The sequence below is a fragment of the Calidithermus chliarophilus DSM 9957 genome, from assembly GCF_000430045.1.
Classification (GTDB): Bacteria; Deinococcota; Deinococci; order Deinococcales; family Thermaceae; genus Calidithermus; species Calidithermus chliarophilus.
In genome coordinates this window covers 910,069-927,782 of sequence record NZ_KE387027.1, presented here as the reverse complement: position 1 = coordinate 927,782, position 17,714 = coordinate 910,069, and the positions used below count along the sequence as shown (strand labels likewise).

The 17,714-nt window shown below is 69.4% G+C and carries 19 protein-coding genes; 6 read left to right on the top strand and 13 right to left on the bottom strand.

The annotated features are described in order from the left end of the window. The 3 genes from MEICH_RS0121470 to MEICH_RS0121460 all read right to left on the bottom strand — a co-directional run. Positions 1 to 964, bottom strand: a 964-nt coding sequence (locus tag MEICH_RS0121470; protein WP_027894321.1) for an NAD(P)/FAD-dependent oxidoreductase, incomplete at its 3' end; no start/stop codon positions are given. 3 nt (positions 965 to 967) lie between these two features. Beyond that, complete coding sequence (locus MEICH_RS26405; RefSeq protein WP_157202572.1) at positions 968 to 1,414, bottom strand: RlpA-like double-psi beta-barrel domain-containing protein; 447 nt, start codon at positions 1,412 to 1,414, stop codon at positions 968 to 970. 226 nt (positions 1,415 to 1,640) lie between these two features. Next, positions 1,641 to 2,318 (bottom strand): response regulator transcription factor, encoded by a 678-nt coding sequence (locus MEICH_RS0121460; protein WP_036218185.1) that lies wholly within the window; start codon positions 2,316 to 2,318, stop codon positions 1,641 to 1,643. A 152-nt stretch (positions 2,319 to 2,470) separates the two neighbouring features. Between MEICH_RS0121460 and MEICH_RS0121455 the strand changes: the two genes are divergently transcribed. The 3 genes from MEICH_RS0121455 to MEICH_RS26400 all read left to right on the top strand — a co-directional run bounded on the left by MEICH_RS0121455 (position 2,471) and on the right by MEICH_RS26400 (position 4,622). Then, positions 2,471 to 2,734 (top strand): GlsB/YeaQ/YmgE family stress response membrane protein, encoded by a 264-nt coding sequence (locus tag MEICH_RS0121455; protein WP_027891272.1) that lies wholly within the window; start codon positions 2,471 to 2,473, stop codon positions 2,732 to 2,734. 98 nt (positions 2,735 to 2,832) lie between these two features. Next, positions 2,833 to 3,729, top strand: a complete 897-nt coding sequence (locus MEICH_RS0121450) for a diacylglycerol/lipid kinase family protein (protein ID WP_036218183.1) — start codon at positions 2,833 to 2,835, stop codon at positions 3,727 to 3,729. 50 nt (positions 3,730 to 3,779) lie between these two features. After that, positions 3,780 to 4,622, top strand: a complete 843-nt coding sequence (locus MEICH_RS26400; protein ID WP_084542142.1) for a PHP-associated domain-containing protein — start codon at positions 3,780 to 3,782, stop codon at positions 4,620 to 4,622. 347 nt (positions 4,623 to 4,969) lie between these two features. Here MEICH_RS26400 and MEICH_RS27495 read toward each other — a convergent pair whose 3' ends face one another. The 9 genes from MEICH_RS27495 to gmk all read right to left on the bottom strand — a co-directional run bounded on the left by MEICH_RS27495 (position 4,970) and on the right by gmk (position 13,786). Beyond that, positions 4,970 to 7,018 (bottom strand): ATP-binding protein, encoded by a 2,049-nt coding sequence (locus MEICH_RS27495; RefSeq protein WP_051304401.1) that lies wholly within the window; start codon positions 7,016 to 7,018, stop codon positions 4,970 to 4,972. A gap of 19 nt (positions 7,019 to 7,037) precedes the next feature. Beyond that, positions 7,038 to 7,469 (bottom strand): response regulator, encoded by a 432-nt coding sequence (locus MEICH_RS0121435; RefSeq protein ID WP_218022880.1) that lies wholly within the window; start codon positions 7,467 to 7,469, stop codon positions 7,038 to 7,040. 14 nt (positions 7,470 to 7,483) lie between these two features. Further along, a complete protein-coding gene (locus MEICH_RS27490; protein WP_051303840.1) occupies positions 7,484 to 9,484 on the bottom strand; it encodes an ATP-binding protein in 2,001 nt (666 codons plus the stop codon). 532 nt (positions 9,485 to 10,016) lie between these two features. After that, positions 10,017 to 10,889, bottom strand: coding sequence for an NAD(P)-dependent oxidoreductase (locus MEICH_RS0121425; protein ID WP_027894320.1), 873 nt, complete (start codon positions 10,887 to 10,889; stop codon positions 10,017 to 10,019). After that, positions 10,886 to 11,281, bottom strand: coding sequence for a RidA family protein (locus MEICH_RS0121420; protein WP_027894319.1), 396 nt, complete (start codon positions 11,279 to 11,281; stop codon positions 10,886 to 10,888). Before MEICH_RS0121420 ends, MEICH_RS0121425 begins: the two co-directional genes overlap by 4 nt. A 38-nt stretch (positions 11,282 to 11,319) precedes the next feature. Beyond that, positions 11,320 to 11,934 carry a MarC family protein gene (locus MEICH_RS0121415; RefSeq protein ID WP_027894318.1) on the bottom strand — a complete coding sequence of 205 codons (615 nt, stop codon included), beginning with the start codon at positions 11,932 to 11,934 and terminating at the stop codon, positions 11,320 to 11,322. Between the two features lie 9 nt (positions 11,935 to 11,943). Then, on the bottom strand, positions 11,944 to 12,402 hold the full coding sequence (argR, locus tag MEICH_RS0121410; RefSeq protein ID WP_027894317.1) for an arginine repressor: 459 nt from the start codon (positions 12,400 to 12,402) through the stop codon (positions 11,944 to 11,946). Between the two features lie 299 nt (positions 12,403 to 12,701). Further along, complete coding sequence (locus tag MEICH_RS0121405) at positions 12,702 to 13,031, bottom strand: DNA-directed RNA polymerase subunit omega (protein WP_027894316.1); 330 nt, start codon at positions 13,029 to 13,031, stop codon at positions 12,702 to 12,704. A 50-nt stretch (positions 13,032 to 13,081) separates the two neighbouring features. Continuing rightward, the gene (gene gmk / locus MEICH_RS0121400; protein ID WP_051304400.1) at positions 13,082 to 13,786 is read right to left on the bottom strand and encodes a guanylate kinase; all 705 of its coding nucleotides are present in this window, start codon (positions 13,784 to 13,786) and stop codon (positions 13,082 to 13,084) included. A 145-nt stretch (positions 13,787 to 13,931) separates the two neighbouring features. Between gmk and MEICH_RS0121395 the strand changes: the two genes are divergently transcribed. Genes MEICH_RS0121395 through lpxA form a run of 3 tightly spaced genes read left to right on the top strand, consistent with a single transcriptional unit; the run spans position 13,932 to position 16,133 of the window. Beyond that, positions 13,932 to 14,903, top strand: coding sequence for a Gfo/Idh/MocA family protein (locus MEICH_RS0121395; protein WP_027894314.1), 972 nt, complete (start codon positions 13,932 to 13,934; stop codon positions 14,901 to 14,903). Between the two features lie 6 nt (positions 14,904 to 14,909). Then, positions 14,910 to 15,338: a 3-hydroxyacyl-ACP dehydratase FabZ gene (gene fabZ / locus MEICH_RS0121390; protein ID WP_027894313.1), complete on the top strand. Its 429-nt coding sequence runs from the start codon at positions 14,910 to 14,912 to the stop codon at positions 15,336 to 15,338. A gap of 6 nt (positions 15,339 to 15,344) precedes the next feature. After that, positions 15,345 to 16,133: an acyl-ACP--UDP-N-acetylglucosamine O-acyltransferase gene (gene lpxA / locus MEICH_RS0121385; RefSeq protein ID WP_027894312.1), complete on the top strand. Its 789-nt coding sequence runs from the start codon at positions 15,345 to 15,347 to the stop codon at positions 16,131 to 16,133. A gap of 225 nt (positions 16,134 to 16,358) precedes the next feature. On the opposite strand, the gene MEICH_RS26385 is transcribed toward lpxA, so the two are convergent. Then, positions 16,359 to 17,651, bottom strand: coding sequence for an NAD(P)/FAD-dependent oxidoreductase (locus tag MEICH_RS26385; protein WP_051304399.1), 1,293 nt, complete (start codon positions 17,649 to 17,651; stop codon positions 16,359 to 16,361). Positions 17,652 to 17,714 lie beyond the last annotated feature (63 nt).

Here is a 17,714-nt window from a genome sequence, read left to right as displayed (position 1 = left end):
AGCGCCGCAGCAGCCGCCGCTCCTTGCGGGGGATGCGCCGCTCGCGCAGGGGCAGGGTGCGGTAGGGGTCGTCGGCCCCGCCCACGATGACGCGGTGGTCGGGGGTGGTGCGCACGTAGAGGTAGGGCCGCGCCGTCTCCCAGACGAGGCAGCGCTCGGGCCACAGCGCGCCGGGCTCGAGCGGCTCGCTGACGAAGGCGTAGGTGTTGCGCAGCACCGCCAGCCGCTGCCGCAGGTAGGCCTGGGTCTCGTAGCCGCTGGCGAAGACCATGGCCCGGGCGCTCACGCCGTAGCCCCGGTCGGTCGCCAGCCGCACCCCGGAACCGGGGTAGCTCCAGCCCGTCACCTCGGTGCGGTCGTAGACCCGCAGCCCCCGGCCCTGGGCGGCCTCGAGCAGCCGGTGGGTGAGCCGGTAGGCGTCGGCCTCGGCGGCGGTCTGGGAGCGCAGGGCGCCGGGGGCGCGGATGCCGTAGCGTTCGGCCAGCTCCCCGCGCCCCAGGAACCCCACCGCGATGCCGATGCGGCGGCGGGCCTCGGCCTCCTCGCGCAGCGCGGCGACGTGGCGCGGGCTCGAGGCCAGGTACAGGCTGGGGCGGCGCTGGAGGGAGCAGGGGTCGTCGAGCGTGCCCACCAGGGCCGCGAGCTTGTCCACGGCCTCGAGGCACAGCCGGTAGGCGCGCACCGCGTGCTCCTCCCCCACCAGCCCCACGAGGTCGGTGAGGTGGGTGTCGATCTCGTACTGCAGCACGGCGGTGGAGGCGGCGGTGCTGCCCATGCCGACGTCGCGCCGGTCGAGCACCACGGTCTCGAGGCCGGCCTGCACCAGGTGATAGGCCACCAGCGCCCCCGTGATCCCCCCGCCGATCACCGCCACCTCGCAGCGCTCGTCGCGCGCGAGGGGCGGGTAGACCCGCAGCAGGCCGTTCTGGATCGGCCAGAAGGCCTGCCCCGAGCGCAGGTCCACCGGCTACTCCAGGATCAGGCGGGCTTCGGCGACGCCGTAGCGCCGCGCGGGCTCGTGCACGGCCACCAGCACGTCCACCCGCTTTCGGTAGCGCCGGTTCATGGTGTCGTTGACGACGCCCAGCAGCTCGCGCCCGTTCTCGAAGACCAGCCGCACCCTCTGCCCGCAGCGCCGCCGCCCGTCCTCCCGGAAGAAGAGGTCGCGCGAGAGCGCGACCTGGACCCAGGGCTCGAGGTTGGGCCCGCAGGCGGCGACGTTGGGGTTGCCGTCGGTCTGGGAGGGGAGGGCCTGGTAGTACGTGACCCGCACCGAAAAAGCCGGCTTCCTGGGCCTGGGCTTCGGCTTGGGCGCAGGAGCAGGCGCTGGGGCCTCGAGGGCGGGCCGGGGTTTGCCGAATGCCGGGGAAATGTCGAGCTCGAGTTTAGGCAACAGGCTCAACACCAACCCCATCGGGGAGAGCAGAGCGCAGTAAATCCCAAACAAACACATACCCCCAAAAATGAGAGGGGGTGCTTAGCAGATCTTGAACCGGGCCTTAGTCCTCGCTGAAGGGGAGGGTCGAGGGCCTAGGGTCGAGGGTCAAAGCGGTTCGCGTTTTGCGTACGGCGTAGGACGTACGACGCACGACCCGCGCTGCGCGCCCGGCTATCAGCTACCGGCTATCGACTATCGACCCCTAAGGATTCTCCCGCAACACGTACCCCGCCCCGCGGATCGTCTGGATCAGCCGCGGCTCGCCGCCCGCCTCGAGCTTCTGCCGGATCTGCTTGACGTAGACCTCCACCACGTTGACGTCGCCGAAGAAGTCGGTGCCCCAGACCTTGTCGAGGATCAGCTCCTTCGACATCACGCGCTCGGGGTTCTCCAGGAAGGTCTGCAGCAGGCGGAACTCGAGGCTGGTGAGGGAGATGTTGCGCTCGCCACGGCGCACGGTGAAGGCCTCGGTGTTCATCTCGAGGTCGGCGAAGCGCAGCACGGTGGGCGCTTCGGCCTGGTGGCGGCGCAGCAGGCTGCGGATGCGGGCGACGAGGACGTCGAAGCTGATGGGCTTGGTCACGTAGTCGTCGGCGCCGGTGTCGAGGCCTTTGATCTGGTCCTCGGGCGCGTCCTTAGCGGTGAGCATGATCACCGGCAGCTTCTCGTCGGCGGCGCGCAGGCGGCGCAGCACCTCCACGCCGTCCATGCCCGGCATCATCCAGTCGAGGATCACCAGGTCGGGGTAGCGGTCGCGGGCCTGGTTGAGCCCAGCCTCCCCCGACTCGGCCAGGTCTACGGCGTAGCCCTCGTAGGACAGGCCCCGCTTGAGGAAGTTCCGCACGCTGGGGTCATCATCGATCACCAGAATCCGCTGCATGATTCATGTTCTACACCGACAAGCCCCCCAATTTGTAGCCCATACCCCCTCAGCCCTGCCTCAGAGGAGCCACAGTGTGAGCTAAGACAGCTTCTCTAATTTCGAGACATCACCAGGCCCCGACAGGAGCCTGGAGCCAAGGAGGAAAGGGTATGGATTGGATTATCGCGATTCTGGTAGGGGCCCTGATCGGTTGGCTGGCCAGCCTGGTCATGGGGACGGACGCGCGGCAGGGCGCCATCGCCAACATCCTCATCGGCATGATCGGCTCCGCGCTGGGCCGCTGGATCTTCGCGGACGTGCTGGGCATCGGGGGCGCGGCGGCGGCCGGCTCGCTCTCGCTGCTGGGCATTTTGTGGGGGGTGCTGGGCGCGATCATCCTGATCTTCATCCTGCGCGCCGTACGGGTGCTCTGAAGACTCCTTGAGCCGGGGCTCCCCCGCGAAGCACACCGGTGCTGCACCGCGACGGGAGCCCCTCTTTCTGTGGCGTTAGTGCCGAGCGAGAACCCACCATGCGGGTCACCCTGATCCACAACCCGGCCGCCGGGGGCGCCGGCAGCCTCTCCAGCAGCGACCTCGAGGCCGCCCTGATCCTGGCCGGCTTCAACGCCCAGCACCGGCCCACCGAGTCGGTCGAGGACCTGCCCGAAGCCCTCGAGGACCCCGGCGACCTGGTCGTGGTGGCCGGGGGCGACGGCACCATCCGCGCGGTCGCGAGCCACCTGGCCGAGCGGGGCGTCCCGATGGCGGTGGTGCCCCTGGGCACGGCCAACAACATCGCCGCGGCGCTGGGCGTGCGCGGCAACCCGCGCGAGGTCGTGGAGGGGCTGGCCCAGCCTGAGCGCCGCCGCTTCGACCTGGTGGAGATCAGCGGGAGCTGGGGGCGCGACTTCTGCCTCGAGGCCGCCGGGGTGGGGCTCTTCGCCGCCACCATGTCCACCTACGACCCCGAGGCCGGCAAGAGCCCCCTGCGGGCCCTCACCGCCACCATCCAGACCCTGGCCTCCTACCAGCCCTGCGAGGTGCGCGTGCAGCTCGACGGCACCACCCTCGAGGGGCCCTTCCTGCTGGTGGAGGCCATGAACACCCCCGCCATGGGCCCGCGCGTGCGGCTGGCCCCCGACGCCGACCCCGGCGACGGCTGGCTGGACGTGGTGCTCATCAACCCCGAGCAGGGCGTCGGCTTCGGCGCCTACCTGCGCGGCCTGCTGCAGGAGAAGCTCGACGAGCTGCCCAACGTCACCGTCGAGCGTTGCCGCACCCTGACGCTGGAGTGGGAGGGCTGCCCCTTCCACCTCGACGCCGAGCTGCGCTCCCCGCCCGACGGCGGGCGCGAGCGGGTCAAGCTCGAGCTCAAGCCGGGGGCGCTGGAGGTGTGGGTGCCCAGCGCGGTGGCCCAGCCCGCCTAGAGCGCTCGAGACCGGACGTGACGCGAGGGAAGAGCACGGTAGGAGGGAAGATGCCCACTGAAGAGCACGACCCCAAGAAGACCCCCCCGGTCGAGCAGCCCCCGCAGGCCAAGCCCAGCCCGAAGGAGGTGCTGGAGAGCGGGGCCACCCCCGCCCCGGCCTCGGCCGCGCAGGTGCCCAGCGGCACCATACGCATGGACCTGCACTGCCACAGCGAGGCCTCGGCCGACTGCCGCACCCCGCTCAAGGCGCTGCTCGAGCGCGCCATAGCCAAGGGCATCCACGTGCAGGCCATCACCGACCACAACGAGATCTGGGGCGCCTTGAAGCTGCGCGAGCTGGCCCAGGGCACCCCCCTCACCGTGATCGTGGGCGAGGAGGTCTCGACCCGCGAGGGCGAGATCATCGGGCTGTTCCTGCACGAGAAGATCCCCGCCGGCCTCAGCCCCGAGGAGACCGTCGAGCGCATCAAGGCCCAGGGCGGGCTGGTGCTGCTGCCCCATGGCTTCGACCCCCTCAAGCGCCACCGCCTGCACCCCCTGGCCCTGCAGCGCGTGGCCGACCAGATCGACATCGTCGAGAGCTTCAACGCCCACATCTCCCGCCCGACCTGGAACCGCCGCGCCGCCCAGTGGGCTAAGGAGCGCGGCCTCCCCGTCAGCGCCGGCTCCGACGCCCACACCCTCGTCTCCATCGGCGCCGCCTGGGTCCAGACCCCCGCTCGAGCCGTCCAGACCCCCCAGGACCTGCTCGCCGCCCTCCGCGAGGGCACCGTGATGGGCGAGTGGACCCACCCCGCCTGGGCCTTCGTGCTCAAGATGTGGGACTTCGGCCGCCGCCGCCTGGCGCGGCTGACCAATCCCGAGATGGCGGAGGCGGTTGATGGGCGGTAGATGGGGGATGAAGGCCGGACGCTGATAGCGGATAGCCCATAGCCGATAGCCGAACGCCGGGCGCCGGGTGCGGGTCGTACGTCCTACGTCGTACGCAATACGCCTAACGTCGAACGCCCAACGCCGAACGCGAGATGCGAGATGCAAGACGCCTTTTCTTTACCCCCCTTAGCAAGGGGGGCCGGGGGGGATACCCCTCCCCGCGCGCGGGGAGGGCTTCCTTTCACCACGAGCCACGACCCGGTTTTGCTGACGGCTGACGGCTGAGGGCTGAAAGCTGACTGCCCATCGCTTCCCCATGCCTTGCAGCATTCAGCTATCGGCTATGGGCTATCGGCTATCGCCCCCTACCGCGCGCTCGCCTGTGAGACCTTCGCCAGCGGTAATTGCACCACCGCCGTGGTGCCGTGGCCCAGTTCGCTCTCGAGCCAGATGTTGCCCTTGTGGATCTCTACGATCCACTTGGCGATCGCCAGGCCCAAGCCGCTGCCGCCGGGGTCTTGGCTACGGGAGGCGTCGGCACGGAAGAAGCGCTCGAAGACGCGGGGGAGGTCGGCGGTGGGGATGCCGGGGCCGTTGTCGCGCACGCGGAACTCGGCCTTGTCGTCGCGCACGCTGAGCTCGAGCTCCACCCAGCCGTCGGGGGGGGTGTACTTGAGGGCGTTGTCGAGCAGGATGAGGGCGAGCTGCTTGAGGTAGTCGCTGTCGCCCAGCACCTGTGCTTGCGCCAGGGGCCCCAGCCGCAGGTCGTGGCCGCGGGCCAGGTGGCGGGCCTCCTCGAAGGCGGTGAGCAGCACGTCGCCCAGGGGGAGGGGGTCGTTGCGCACGGTGACGCCCCCGTCGCCGCGGGCCAGCGTCAGCAGGTCGCTGACCAGGCGGTGCATGCGCCGGGCCTCCTGGCGCATCTCCCGCAACGCCTCCTCGCGCTCGGCGGGGGGCATCTGGGGGAAGCGCTCCATGAGCTCGAGATTGCCCAGGATGGCGGTGAGGGGGGCGCGCAGCTCGTGGGCGGCGTCGCTGACGAAGCGCTTCTGGGACTCGTTGATCTGGCGCAGCCGGGCCTCGCTCTCGCGCAGGGCGGCCTCGGCCAGGCGGTAGGGGGTGATGTCGTGGGCGATGCCGCTGAGGATCAGCGGGCGGCCGCGGGCGTCGCGGGAGACCCGGCCGCGGTGCTCGACCCACAGGTAGTCGTTGCGCTCGCTGTGCCAGACCCGGAAGGTGGCCCGGTACTCGTCGCCGTGCTCGAGGGCGGCACGCAGGCGCGCGTCGAAGTCGGCCTGGTCCTCGGGGTGCACCACCTCGCGGTAGCGCTCGCCCAGCAAAGTCTGCACGGCCTGGCCGCCCAGCACCTGCTCGGCGGTGTCGGAGAACATCACCTGGCGATGGCGCAGGTCCCACTCCCACGCCACCATGCCCGCCGACTCCAGCGCCAGCGCCAGCCGCGACTCCAGCGCCCGGTTGCTGGCCTCCAGCCGCGCCATCATCTCCGCACGCTCCAGCGCCAGCCCCAGCGTCGCGGCGGCGCGCGCCATCAGCTCCCGCTCGGTCTCGAGCCAGGGCCCGTGCAGCTTGGGCCGCCCCGCCGAGAGCACCGCGCGCACCTTGCCGTCCGAGCCCCGCACCGGCTCGAGCGCCACGCCGTAGGCGGGGAGGTCAAGGTCGAGGTGCTGGGGCAGGGAGAGGTAGTCTTCGGTGTACAGCGCCGTGCCGCGGTCGATGACCTGCCACATCACGCTGGGCACCGAGCGGGGGATGCCGCCCTCGGCGGTGCGGGCGAAGGGCTCGGGCAGGCGGCCCCAGACGTGGATGAGCACCAGCGTGTCCCCGTCCTGCTGCACCAGCGCCATGTAGTCGGCCTTGAGCAGCGGCCCGACGTGGGAGGCCGCGGTCTGGGCGACCTGCTCGGGGGTGCGGGCGGCGTGCAGGGCGTCGCTGAGGGCCGCCAACAGCTCCGAGCGCTTGCGGGCGGCGTGCAGCAGGCGGTTCTGCTCGGTGAGCAGTTGCTGGGTGCGGGCGCGCTCGACGGCGTAGCGCAGGGCCTTGGCGAGGCCCTGGCCGTCCACCTGGCCCTTGACCAGGTAGTCCTGCGCCCCCTCCTTCACCGCCGCCAGGGCCACCCCCTGGTCGCCCAGGCCGCTCATCACCACCAGCGGCAGCACCGGCGCGGCGGCCCGCATGCGGTGCACGGTGTCGAGGCCCTGCGCGTCGGGGAGCGAGAGGTCGAGCAGCACCACGTCCCAGGGGTCGTGCTCGTGCTGGAGGCGCTCGAGCGCCGGGGCGAGGTGGGTGAGGTGCTCGAGCGCGAAGGCGTCCGGTGCGGCTTCCTCGAGCAATTCCTGCACCAAGAAGGCGTCGCCCGGGTTGTCCTCGACCAGCAGTACCCTGAGCCTCGACACGCGGTTCCCCTACCGAATTTTACGCCGTGGCCTTGGGCGGCAGCCGCACGATCGCCAGCCAGAAGTCCTCGAGCGAGCGCACCACCTGCATGAACGCCTCGAAGTCTACGGGCTTGGAGATGTAGCAGTTGGCGTACTGCTGGTAGCTCCGCACGATGTCCTCCTCGGCCTGCGAGGTGGTGAGGATGACCACGGGGATCTCCTTGAGGGCCGGGTCGCTCTTGAGCTCGGTGAGCACCTCGAGGCCGCCCTTCTTGGGCAGGTTGAGGTCGAGGAGGATGATGTCGGGGCGGGGGGCCTGGGCGTAGGCGCCCTTGCCGCGCAGGAAGTTGAGGGCTTCCACGCCGTCGCCCACCACGTGCAGCCGGTTGCGAACCTTGGCCTCCGCCAGCGCTTCGCGGGTCAGCTCGACGTCGCCGGGGTTGTCTTCAACTAACAGGATCTCGATCATAGCACTCTTCACGATCATGCTCTTTCCTCTGCCGCAGGCCAGGTGAAGTAGAAGGTGCTGCCTGTCTCAGGGGAACTCTCCAGCCACATCCGCCCGCCGTGCCGCTCCACGATCTTCTTGCAGATGGCAAGGCCGATACCCGTGCCAGGATACTCTTCCTTGCTGTGCAAACGCTGAAAGATAACGAAAATCCTTTCATGGTACTGTGGCTCGACCCCGATCCCGTTGTCGCTGACGCTGAATTTCCACATCGCCCCCTCGGGCTGGGCGCAGACGCGGATGTAGGGCGTGACCCCGGGCCGGCGGAACTTGAGGGCGTTGACGAGGAGGTTCTGGAAGACCTGGGCCAGTTGGCTGCGGTCGGCCTGCAGGCGGGGCAGCTCGCCGACTTCGAGCCGGGCCCCGCTCTCCCGCAGGGCCACCTCGAGGTCCCTGAGCACCTCCTGCATGACCTCCCCCGCGTTGGTGGGCTGGGGCTCGCGGCCCTTGGTGCCGACTCTAGAGTAGCTTAGCAAATCCTGGATCAGCTTCTGCATGCGGTTGGCCCCGTCGACGGCGAAATCGATGTACTGGTCGGCCTTCTCGTCGAGCTGGCCGCGGTAGCGCCGGGCGAGGAGCTGGGTGTAGCTGCTGACCATGCGCAAAGGCTCCTGCAGGTCGTGGGAGGCGACGTAGGCGAACTGCTCGAGCTCGCGGTTGGAGCGCTCGAGCTCGGCGGTGCGCTCGCGCAGCTCGGCCTGGTTCTTCGAGCGCTCCAAGGCGATGCCCACCGCCGCCACCGAGCGGGCGATGAGCTCGCGCTCCTCGGCGGTCCACTCGCCCAGCGCGCTGGGGCGGATGGCGGAGATGATCCCCGTGACCTTACCGCCCGGGCTGCGGATGGGCTCGATGGCGAGCCCGAGCTCGGGCTGGCCGGGCGGCTGGCGTTCGCCGGTGTAGAAGCGGTGGTCGTAGAGGGGCCGCCCGCTGCGGATCACCTCGGTCGCCTCAGGAGAGGCCGCCAGCGGCACGCCCGTCTCGAGCACCGGCCCCATCTCCGGCGGCAGCTCGCCGTACCAGCCGGTGAACACCAGCGTGTCGCCCACCAGCTCGTTGACGAACATGTAGCTCGCTCCCAGGAGCTGGTTGAGGCCCTGGATGGCGATTCGGGCGACCTCCTGCGAGGAGGTGGCGCTCTGCAGGGCGTCGGTGAGCGCGGCGAGCAGCTCGGAGCGGGTGCGGGCGGCCTCGAGGCTGTGGGTGGTGCGCTCGAGGGAGGCGGCCATGAGGTTGAAGGCGGTGGCGAGTTGCCCCACCTCGTCGCGGCTTTGCACCGCCACCCGCACGCCGTAGTCGCCCTCGGCGATCCGCTCGGTGGCCCGCTGGAGCCGGCCCAGGCGTTCGACGACGGTGCGGCTGAGGCCCAGCCGCAGGCCCAGCGCGGCCACGATCACCAGCAGCAGCAGCAGCCAGGGCAGGGCGGTGAGGGTCTGGGTGGCGCGGTTGCTGCGCTCGCGGATGAGGTTGAACTGCAGCTCGGTGGCGCGCTGGAGGCCGTCGAAGCGGATGCGCAGGGAGTCGAAGAGCACCTTGCCGTCGCGCAGCAGGGCGTTCTGCTCCTCGGGGGTGAGGGTCTGGCCGAGCTCGACCTTGGCGACGGAGGGCTTGGCCCATTCCTCGATGAAGGAGTAGACCGTCTCCTCGAGCAGCTTGACCTCGCCGGGGAACAGCCCCATTTCCCGCAGCCCCGCCAGCGCGGTCTGGGTGTCGCGCAGCCCCTTGTTGTAGGGCTCGAGGAAGCCGGGGTTGCCGCTGAGCTGGTAGCCGCGCTGCCCGGTCTCGATGTTGAGCACGGCGATCTCGAGCTGGTCGAGGTAGGTGTCGAACTGCCGGACCCGGTAGCGCTCGTTGAGGGTCTGGTTGAGCTGCAGGCCCGTAGTCAGCAGCACCACCACCATTCCCAGCACCGGGATCATGAACGCCACGATCAGCAGCTCGAGCTTGCGCTGCAAGGAAAGGTCGGCCCAGCGCCTCATGCTGCCTTCACGCTACCACCTCGAGTTGAGGCCGCGCTAAAGCGCTCATTCCCTGGCGACAGGCGGTTTTCCTTCGTTTCTGGCGGGAGGGGTGTGTTGCGGTGCTGGGGTTTGGCGACCCTTGTTCCGCCGTCGGGGGTCGTAGGGGGAGGCGATTCCACATCACCTCCCCCTGGCGACCCCCGAGGGACTCCAGGTTACCGGCAGAGCCGGTATGGCCTACGGCCACCCCCTCGCGGACATGCCGCCGGGCCTCAGTGCCCGCGTGTGCGGGGGTGCGGGCCGCACCTTGACCCGGCGGCATGCTCGTCTGCGCCACCCCGCCCACCCCCTCCCGCGTGAGCCGCACACCCCGGCCGGGGCACGGCAGCGACCACCGAGCGCCCTTCCGCGGGGAAGTGGGGCTGTAGTTGGCCTGGGGGGCGGGCACAACCCCAGTGGATGATTAACCCCAACGAGGCGTCTCGCGTTTTGCGTTTGGCTATCAGCTATAGGCTATCGGCTATGGGCTATCAACTATCGACCATCGACACTACCTAATCTCCACCCCCGCCCACCGCTCGAGCAGCCTCGCCACCGCCGTGTGGTCCACGTCGGCCGAGCCGACCTCGTGCTTGGCGATCTCGAAGAACTCGCGCAGTTGGCGCAGCAGAGGGGCGGGCGTGCCGGCGGCCTCGAGCACCTTCACGCAGATGCCCATGTCCTTCGCCAGGAGCCCTAAAGCGAAGGTGTTGGGGAACTCGCGGCTGAGCACCCGTTGGCCGAAGAGGTTTTCCGAGACGTTGGAGCGGCCCGAGGAGGCGTTGATGACCTCGAGGGCCAGCCCCAGGTTGATGCCTTGCTTCGCCAGCGCGGCCATGCCCTCGCTCAGGGCCCACAGGTTGACCGCCAGCAGGCCCTGGTTCACCGCCTTGACCGCGTGGCCCGCCCCCAGCGGCCCCACGTGTACGATCTTGGCGGCGTAGCTCTCCATCACGGGCTTGGCCCGCTCGAAGTCGGCCTCGCTCCCGCCGCACATCACCGTGGCCCTGGCATTGACCACCCCCACCACTCCGCCCGAGAGGCAGGCGTCGAGGTAGCTCACGCCCCGGGTCGCCAGCAGGGCGGCGGTCTGCTTGGCCAGCTCGGGCTCGCCCGAGGTGTGGTCCACCCACAGCGTGCCGGGGCGCAGATGGGGCAGCAGCTCGCGGGCCAGGTCGTCGACGTCCTTGGAGACGGGGACGCAGGTGAGGATGACGTCGGCCTCGGCGGTCTGCTCGAGCCCCACCGCCTTGCTGCCGAACTCTTGGGCGTGGCGCTCGGCCTTGGACGGGGTGCGGTTGTAGACCAGGGTTTCGTAGCGCTTGGCCAAGTGGCCCGCCATGGGGTAGCCCATCGCCCCCAGGCCGATGAACGCCACCTTCATAGCCCCTCCTCAACGATCGCGTCGGCCTCGATCTCCACCAGCATCTCGGGGTCGATGAGGCCGCTGACCTGCACCATGGTGGCCGCCGGGCGGACGTCGCGGAAGAACTCGCCGTGGGCGCGGCCCACCGCCTCCCAGTCGCGCTCGATGTTCACGACGTACATGCGGGTGCGCACCACGTCGGAGAGCTTGGCCCCGGCCCTGGCGAGGGCCCCCTCGATGATGCCGAGGATCTGGCGGGTCTGGGCGTAGGCGTCCCCGACGCCCACCAGCTTTCCGTCCGGGCCGACCGCCGTCGTTCCCGCCACGTGCACGTAAGGGCCGACCCGCACCGCCCGGCAGTAGCCGACGACGGGCTCGTAGGGGGAGGTTCCGGGGATGTTCTGGCGCATGGGCACACCATATCCCATGGCGCCCGCTCGAGGCCAGTTCAGGCCAGGAAAGCCCGCACCCCGTCGGCCACGTACTGCACCGCGAGCGCGGCCAGCAGCAGGCCCAGCACCCGCGTCACCACGTTGATGCCGGTGCGGCCCAGCAGAAAGCGCAGGCGGCTCGAGGCCCGCAGCAAAAAGTAGGTGATCACCAGCACCACCGCGGTCATGGCCAGCACCACCCACAGCCCGCCCTCGACCTTGCGCGACTCGCCCGCCAGGATCAGCACACTCGCCAGGGTGCCGGGCCCGGCGATGAGCGGGATGGCCAGCGGGAAGACCGAGATATCGGAGCGCTCGCGGGCCTCGTCCTGCTCCTCCTTGGTCTCGCGCTCCCACTGGGCGAAGACCATGTCCACGGCGATGCGGAACAGCAGGATGCCCCCCGCGATGCGCAGCGCCTCGAGGCTGATGCCCAGGTGCTCGAGCAGCGGACCGCCCACCAGCGCGAAGAACAGGATCACCCCGCCGGCCACCAGGATGGCCTTGCGGGCGATGTTCACCTGCTCGGAGCGCGGCCGGTTGCCCGCCAGGGCGATGAACATCGGCACCACCCCCACGGGGTCAATGACCACGAAGAAGGTCAGGAAGGCCTTACTCGCGAGTTCAAGCATGGCCCTGGGTCACTCGAGGTAGCTCTCGAGGTCGTCCTGCAGCCGCTCGGCGTCCTTGACGCTGCGGGTAACGATGAAGATGGTGTCCTCCCCGGCCAGCGTGCCCACGATCTCATCGCGGGTGAGGCGGTCGAGGAGCAGCGCGATGCCGGTGGCGTGCCCGTCGGCGGTGCGCAGCACCAGGATGTTCTCGCCCCGGTCCACGTCGCGCACCATCTCGCGGAACATGCGCCGCAGCTCCTCCTCCACGTCTTCCGCCAGGGTCACCGCCGCCAGCGCATACTTATGCCGCCCGCGCCCCATCGGCATCCGCACCAGCCGCATCTCGTTGATATCCCGGCTCACGGTGGCCTGCGTCACGTCGTAGCCGCGCTTGCGCAGGCGGTCCACCAGTTGGGCCTGGGTGGAGATATTCTCCTGGGAGATGATTTCCTGAATAGCCCGGTGACGCTGTTCTTTGCTCGCCATAATGATTCCTCTGCGGTTCGCGCAGTGAGTATACATCATTTTTATGCAGTTTAGCGTTCCTTTGCGGGGCTCGTTGTCGTACGTTGAACGCGATGCGCGATGCGCCGAACGCCCAACGCCGATAGCTGATGGCCGATAGCCGAACGCCGGGCGCGGGTCGTACGTCCTACGCCAGACGCCTAGGCCCTAGACCCTAGACGCCGGCGGGGAGGGCCAGGGAGGGGTAAACCACCGGCCACGAGCCCCCGCTTATCGCTGACAGCTGACCGTTGAAGGCTGATCGCTCTTACTCAACCGCGCTAATCCCGATCCCGGTCGCGGTCGGCGACGGGTTCGGGAATTTCGCGGGGGTACATCTGGTCGAGCATGCGGGAGAGGCGGTCTTCGGGCACCAGGCCCTCGCCCAGGCTCAGGCGGTTGGTCTGGAGCTCCTGCATGGCCCAGGTGACGGCGTTGGGGTCGGGCTTCTCCCCTTCCAAAGTGCGCATCTTGGGCCACTCAGCGGGCTCGAGGACGCTGTTCTTGAACTGGTAACGCAGCAGGTGCTGGGCGCGCTTGGCGACGACGACGGTGAGGCGGTACTTGGAGTCGGTAAGGCTGAGCAGATGGTCAAAACCGGGTTCGGCCACGGGGTTCCTCCTAGCAATCTTCCCGATTGTGAAGACATACCCCCGGCGTGTCAAGACCCCGCTTTGCGAATTGTTTCCTCCAGCACGGCGTTTTCGGCGTCAATTTCCGGGTCGTGGGTCAGGGCCTGGGCGATGGCCTCCCGCATGCGGGGGTAGCGCAGGCGCTCGGCCCGGATGACGGCCATGAAGTCGTTCACGGCGCTGCCGAGCTCGTCGTTGACGACGACGTAGTGGAAGTTGTGGGCGGCCTCCATCTCGCGCCTGGCCTGCGCCAGGCGTTTCTCGATCTTCTCGAGGCTCTCGGTGCCCCGCAGCAGCAGGCGGTGCTTGAGCTCGGAGAGCGAGGGCGGGACGATGAAGATCATCACCGCTTCCGGGGCACGCTGGGCGACCTGCAAGGCCCCCTGGACCTCGATCTCTAAAAGCACGTCGAGGCCCTTATCCAGCGCCTCCTCCACCGGCTCGCGGGGGGTGCCGTAGTAGTTGCCCACGAACTCGGCGTGCTCGAGGAACCCGTTGCGGGCGATGCGGGCCTCGAACTCCTCCTTGCTCACGAAGTAGTAATCCTGACCGTGCTTCTCGCCGGGACGCGGCGCGCGGGTGGTCATCGAGATGGAGTAGTGCAGGCTTTTGTGCAAGTACCCCATCACCTGGGCCCGGATGGTGCCCTTGCCCACCCCCGAAGCCCCGGTCATCACGAATAGCGTTCCTCTTGCCACGGCTGACACCTCGAAGAGCCTTGCAAACCACGGCATCCTACCAAAGCCCTCCAGGTCGCACAAGGCGAAAGCCCGGAATGAGGCGCAAATATGGGCTCTTTCGGGGTAAATTCAGCCTGAAGCGGCGAAAGGCGGGTGTTATGATGCTGGCGATGTTGGATTTGCCCCTGTTGAGGTGGCTATGGAGCTAAAAGTTGGTGTGGTCGGCGTGGGGGTCATGGGTACCTACCACGCCCAGATCTATGCGGGGCTTCCCGGGGTCAAGCTCGTGGGCGTGGCCGATCCCGACCCCATGCGAAGACGAGTGATCGAGCAGGACCTCGAGGTGCCCGCCTACTCCGAGCCGCAGGCCCTGCTGGGCCAGGTCCAGGCGGTGACCATCGCCTCGCCCACCTCGTATCACTACCAGCAGGCCCGGCTGTTCCTGGAGGCCGGGGTGCACGTGCTGGTGGAAAAGCCCATGACCCCCTCCCTCGAGCAGGCCCGCGAGCTCGTCGAGCTGGCCGACCGGCGCGGCCTGGTGCTGCAGGTGGGCCACATCATGCGCTTTTACCAGGCGGTCGCCGACCTCCCCAACCTGGTGGGGACCCCCTGGGTTATCGAGGCGCGGCGGGTGGGCAACAACCGCCGCATCCGCGACATCGGGGTGATCCTCGACCTGATGATCCACGACCTCGACCTCATCCTGCTGCTGCTGCGGGAGAGGCCGCTGCGCTACACGGTGGTGGGGCAATCGCTCGACGGGCGCGACGAGTACGCCCACGCGGTGCTCGAGTTCCCCTCCGGCACCCAGGCCGTGCTCACCGCCAGCCGGGTCTCGCCCCAGCCCGAGCGCTCGCTCACCATCGCCCAGCCGGGCGAGGTCGTGCGCATGGACTTCACCAACGACCCCTACACCGAGCTCTCCATCCACCGCGCCATGAGCACGGGCGAGCTCGGCAGCCCCACCCACGTCCACGTCGAGCGCACCTCGATCCACAACGAAAACCCGCTGCGCCGCCAACTCAAGCACTTCGTCGACCGCATCCAGCGCAACGACCCGCCCCTGGTCACCCTCGAGGACGACCTGCTCGCGCTCGAGCTCGCCCTCGAGCTCTCCAAGGCGCTCGACGCCCTGCCGCAAAGCCGGGTCTCGGCGCCCCGCTCCCGCTAAGCCCCTATGGACATCACGCAGATCCTGCAATTCCTGCCCCACCGCTACCCCTTCCTGCTCATCGACCGCGTGCTCGAGGCCGACGAGAAGCGCTTCCGGGCCCTAAAGAACGTGACCTTCAACGAGCCCCACTTCCAGGGCCACTTCCCCAGCTACCCCATCATGCCGGGGGTGCTGATCCTCGAGGCCATGGCCCAGGCCTCGGTGGCGGTGGTCACCAAGCAGCCCGAATTCAAGCCCGGCGGGCTGGTGTTCTTGGTGGGGGTCGAGGAGGCCCGCTTCCGCAAGCCGGTGACGCCCGGCGACAGCCTGCTCCTGGAGGGCGAGCTGCTGCAGTACCGCCGTGGCCTGGGCAAAGTGCGCGTCGAGGCCAAGGTCGAGGGCGAGGTCCGGGCCGAGGCCACGCTCACCTTCGTGCTGCGCAACGAGGCCTGAGCCGCCATGACCCAGACCCACATTCACCCCACGGCGGTGGTGTCCGCCAAGGCGGAGCTCGGCCGCGGCGTCGAGGTCGGGCCCTACGCCGTCATCGAGGGCCCCAGCGTGATCGGCGACGGCAGCCGCGTCGGGCCGCACGCGGTGGTCCTGCCCTACGTGCGGCTGGGCGCGGGCGTGCAGGTCGGCGCCCACGCCGTGCTGGGCGGGGAGCCGCAGGACCTGACCTTCAAGGGCCAGGAGACCTGGCTCGAGGTAGGGCCCGAAACAATCCTGCGCGAGGGCGTCACCCTGCACCGCGCCACCCGCGACGACCGCCCCACCCGCGTGGGCGCGGGCTGCTACCTGATGGCCTACAGCCACGTGGCCCACGACTGCCAGCTCGCCGACGGGGTCATCCTGACCAACAACGTCATGCTCGCCGGCCACGTCAGCGTGGGCAAGGGCGCGATCATCGGCGGCGGGGCCGCCGTGCACCAGTTCGTGCGCATCGGGGCCGGGGCCATGCTCGGCGGCATGGCGGGTGCCCGCAAGGACATCCTCCCGTACACCCTCGCCACCGACTTCCCCGCCGTCCACTACCGCCTCAACACCGTCGGCCTGCGGCGCAGCGGCGTGAGCGGCGAGCGCTACAAAGCCCTCGAGCGCGCCTTCCGCGCCCTCCGCGCCGGCGACCCCCTCCCCCCCGACCTCCCCGAAACCCCCGAGCTGCTCGAGCTGCGCGCCTTCCTCGAGGGCCCCAGCAAGCGCGGCATCGCACGCTTCGTGCAGCACGAGGCGGAGTGGGAGGGGTAGGAGCCGCGGCCAAGGCGGGAGGCCCATCGCTCGTGGTGGAAAGAAGCCCCTCCCCTTTCCTCCCCGCGTGCGGGGAGGGGGTATCCCCCCTAACCCCCCTTGCTAAGGGGGGAACAAGGCGTTTGGCGTTTGGCGTCTTGCGTTTGGCGTACGGCGTAGGACGTACGACCCACGCCCAGCGTCCGGCTATCGGCGCTCCGCGTTCGGCCACCGGCCACCGCCCCCTCAGGCATTCACCATCTCCCCCGCCCGCTCCACCTGCGTCTCGAGCGCCGGGAACTCGTGGCGGTGGTGCATGACCCGCACTGCGTAGTCGTAGGTGAAGTAGCTGTAGGCCCAGTTGCCCAGCACCATCAGGCGGTTGCGGAAGCCGGCCAGGTAGTACAGGTGCACCCCCAGCCAGGCGGCCCAGGCGGGGAAGCCGGTCAGGCGTAGACCCTTGACCTCGGCCACGGCGGCGTTGCGGCCCAGGGTGGCCATGTTGCCCTTGTCGAAGTAACGGAAGGCCTTCTGCTCCTTGCCGTGCAGGTGGCGCAGGATGTTCTGGGCGGCCAGGCGGCCTTGTTGCATGGCGACGGGGGCCACCTGGGGGTAGGGGCGGCCGTCCTTGTACTCCAGCGAGTTCATGTCGCCCGCGACGTAGATCTCGGGGTGCTCGGGCACGTAGAGCTGGGGGGTGGTGGCGACCCGGTTGCCGCGCGTGGTCGGAAGGCCCGGTATCCCCTGCCCCGTGACCCCGGCGCTCCAGATCGCGGTGAAGGTCGGGATGAACTTGCCGCTCAAGAGCTTCACCCCGTCGGGCCGGATCTCCACCACCCGCTCGCCGAACCACACCTCCACGCCCAGGCGCTCGAGGAAGCGCTGCGCGTAGCGCGCCGAGGAGGGCGCGAAGGCGTCGAGCAGGCGGTCGCTGCCCTCGATGAGGATGATCCGCACCTCGGAGAGGTCCACGCCGGGGTAGTCGCGGGGGATGACGTGGCGGCGCACCTCGCCCAGGGCGCCGGCCAGCTCCACCCCGGTCGGGCCGCCACCCACGATGACGATGGTCATGAGGGCCTTGCGGCGCTGCGGGTCGGCGGTGCGGCTGGCCTCCTCCCCGGCCGAGATGATCCGGTCGCGGATGCGCATGGCGTCGTCGAGGGTCTTCATCGCGTAGCTGTACTTGGCCACGCCAGGCAACCCGAAGTCGTTGGTGCGGGTGCCCGAGCCCACGACGAGGTAGTCGTAGGGCACCGGCTTGCCCTCGACCATCAGCACCTTGGCCTCGGCGTCGATGCCCTCGGCGCTGCCCAGCAGGAAGCGCGCGTTCTTGTGACGCCGCAGGAAGGCCCGGACCGGGAAGGCGATCTGGGGGGCCTCGAGCCCCGCCGAAGCCACCTGATAGAGCAGGGGCTGGAAGAGGTGGTAGTTGTTGCGGTCGACGAGCGTGACCCGCAGCGAAGGCTCGCGGGAGAGCACCCGCACCGCGTTGAGGCCTGCAAACCCAGCACCCAATACCACGACGTGTTTCTCGGCCATGTGGCCTCCTCCTTCTAAGAATCCAGGCGGAAGCGTCGGCTTGGTGGTGCTTTAGAAGAGGCG

Bases quoted from the DNA above. Each gene is read 5' to 3' on its own strand.
- MEICH_RS0121435 (WP_218022880.1), bottom strand. From the start codon at position 7,469: ATGATCGAGATCCTGTTAGTTGAAGACAACCCCGGCGACGTCGAGCTG.
- MEICH_RS0121420 (WP_027894319.1), bottom strand. From the start codon at position 11,281: ATGCGCCAGAACATCCCCGGAACCTCCCCCTACGAGCCCGTCGTCGGC.
- MEICH_RS27490 (WP_051303840.1), bottom strand. From the start codon at position 9,484: ATGAGGCGCTGGGCCGACCTTTCCTTGCAGCGCAAGCTCGAGCTGCTG.
- lpxA (WP_027894312.1), top strand. From the start codon at position 15,345: ATGACCCAGACCCACATTCACCCCACGGCGGTGGTGTCCGCCAAGGCG.
- MEICH_RS0121455 (WP_027891272.1), top strand. From the start codon at position 2,471: ATGGATTGGATTATCGCGATTCTGGTAGGGGCCCTGATCGGTTGGCTG.
- MEICH_RS26405 (WP_157202572.1), bottom strand. From the start codon at position 1,414: ATGGGGTTGGTGTTGAGCCTGTTGCCTAAACTCGAGCTCGACATTTCC.
- MEICH_RS0121425 (WP_027894320.1), bottom strand. From the start codon at position 10,889: ATGAAGGTGGCGTTCATCGGCCTGGGGGCGATGGGCTACCCCATGGCG.
- argR (WP_027894317.1), bottom strand. From the start codon at position 12,402: ATGGCGAGCAAAGAACAGCGTCACCGGGCTATTCAGGAAATCATCTCC.
- MEICH_RS26400 (WP_084542142.1), top strand. From the start codon at position 3,780: ATGCCCACTGAAGAGCACGACCCCAAGAAGACCCCCCCGGTCGAGCAG.
- gmk (WP_051304400.1), bottom strand. From the start codon at position 13,786: ATGCCGTGGTTTGCAAGGCTCTTCGAGGTGTCAGCCGTGGCAAGAGGA.
- MEICH_RS26385 (WP_051304399.1), bottom strand. From the start codon at position 17,651: ATGGCCGAGAAACACGTCGTGGTATTGGGTGCTGGGTTTGCAGGCCTC.
- MEICH_RS0121450 (WP_036218183.1), top strand. From the start codon at position 2,833: ATGCGGGTCACCCTGATCCACAACCCGGCCGCCGGGGGCGCCGGCAGC.
- MEICH_RS0121395 (WP_027894314.1), top strand. From the start codon at position 13,932: ATGGAGCTAAAAGTTGGTGTGGTCGGCGTGGGGGTCATGGGTACCTAC.
- fabZ (WP_027894313.1), top strand. From the start codon at position 14,910: ATGGACATCACGCAGATCCTGCAATTCCTGCCCCACCGCTACCCCTTC.
- MEICH_RS0121415 (WP_027894318.1), bottom strand. From the start codon at position 11,934: ATGCTTGAACTCGCGAGTAAGGCCTTCCTGACCTTCTTCGTGGTCATT.
- MEICH_RS0121460 (WP_036218185.1), bottom strand. From the start codon at position 2,318: ATGCAGCGGATTCTGGTGATCGATGATGACCCCAGCGTGCGGAACTTC.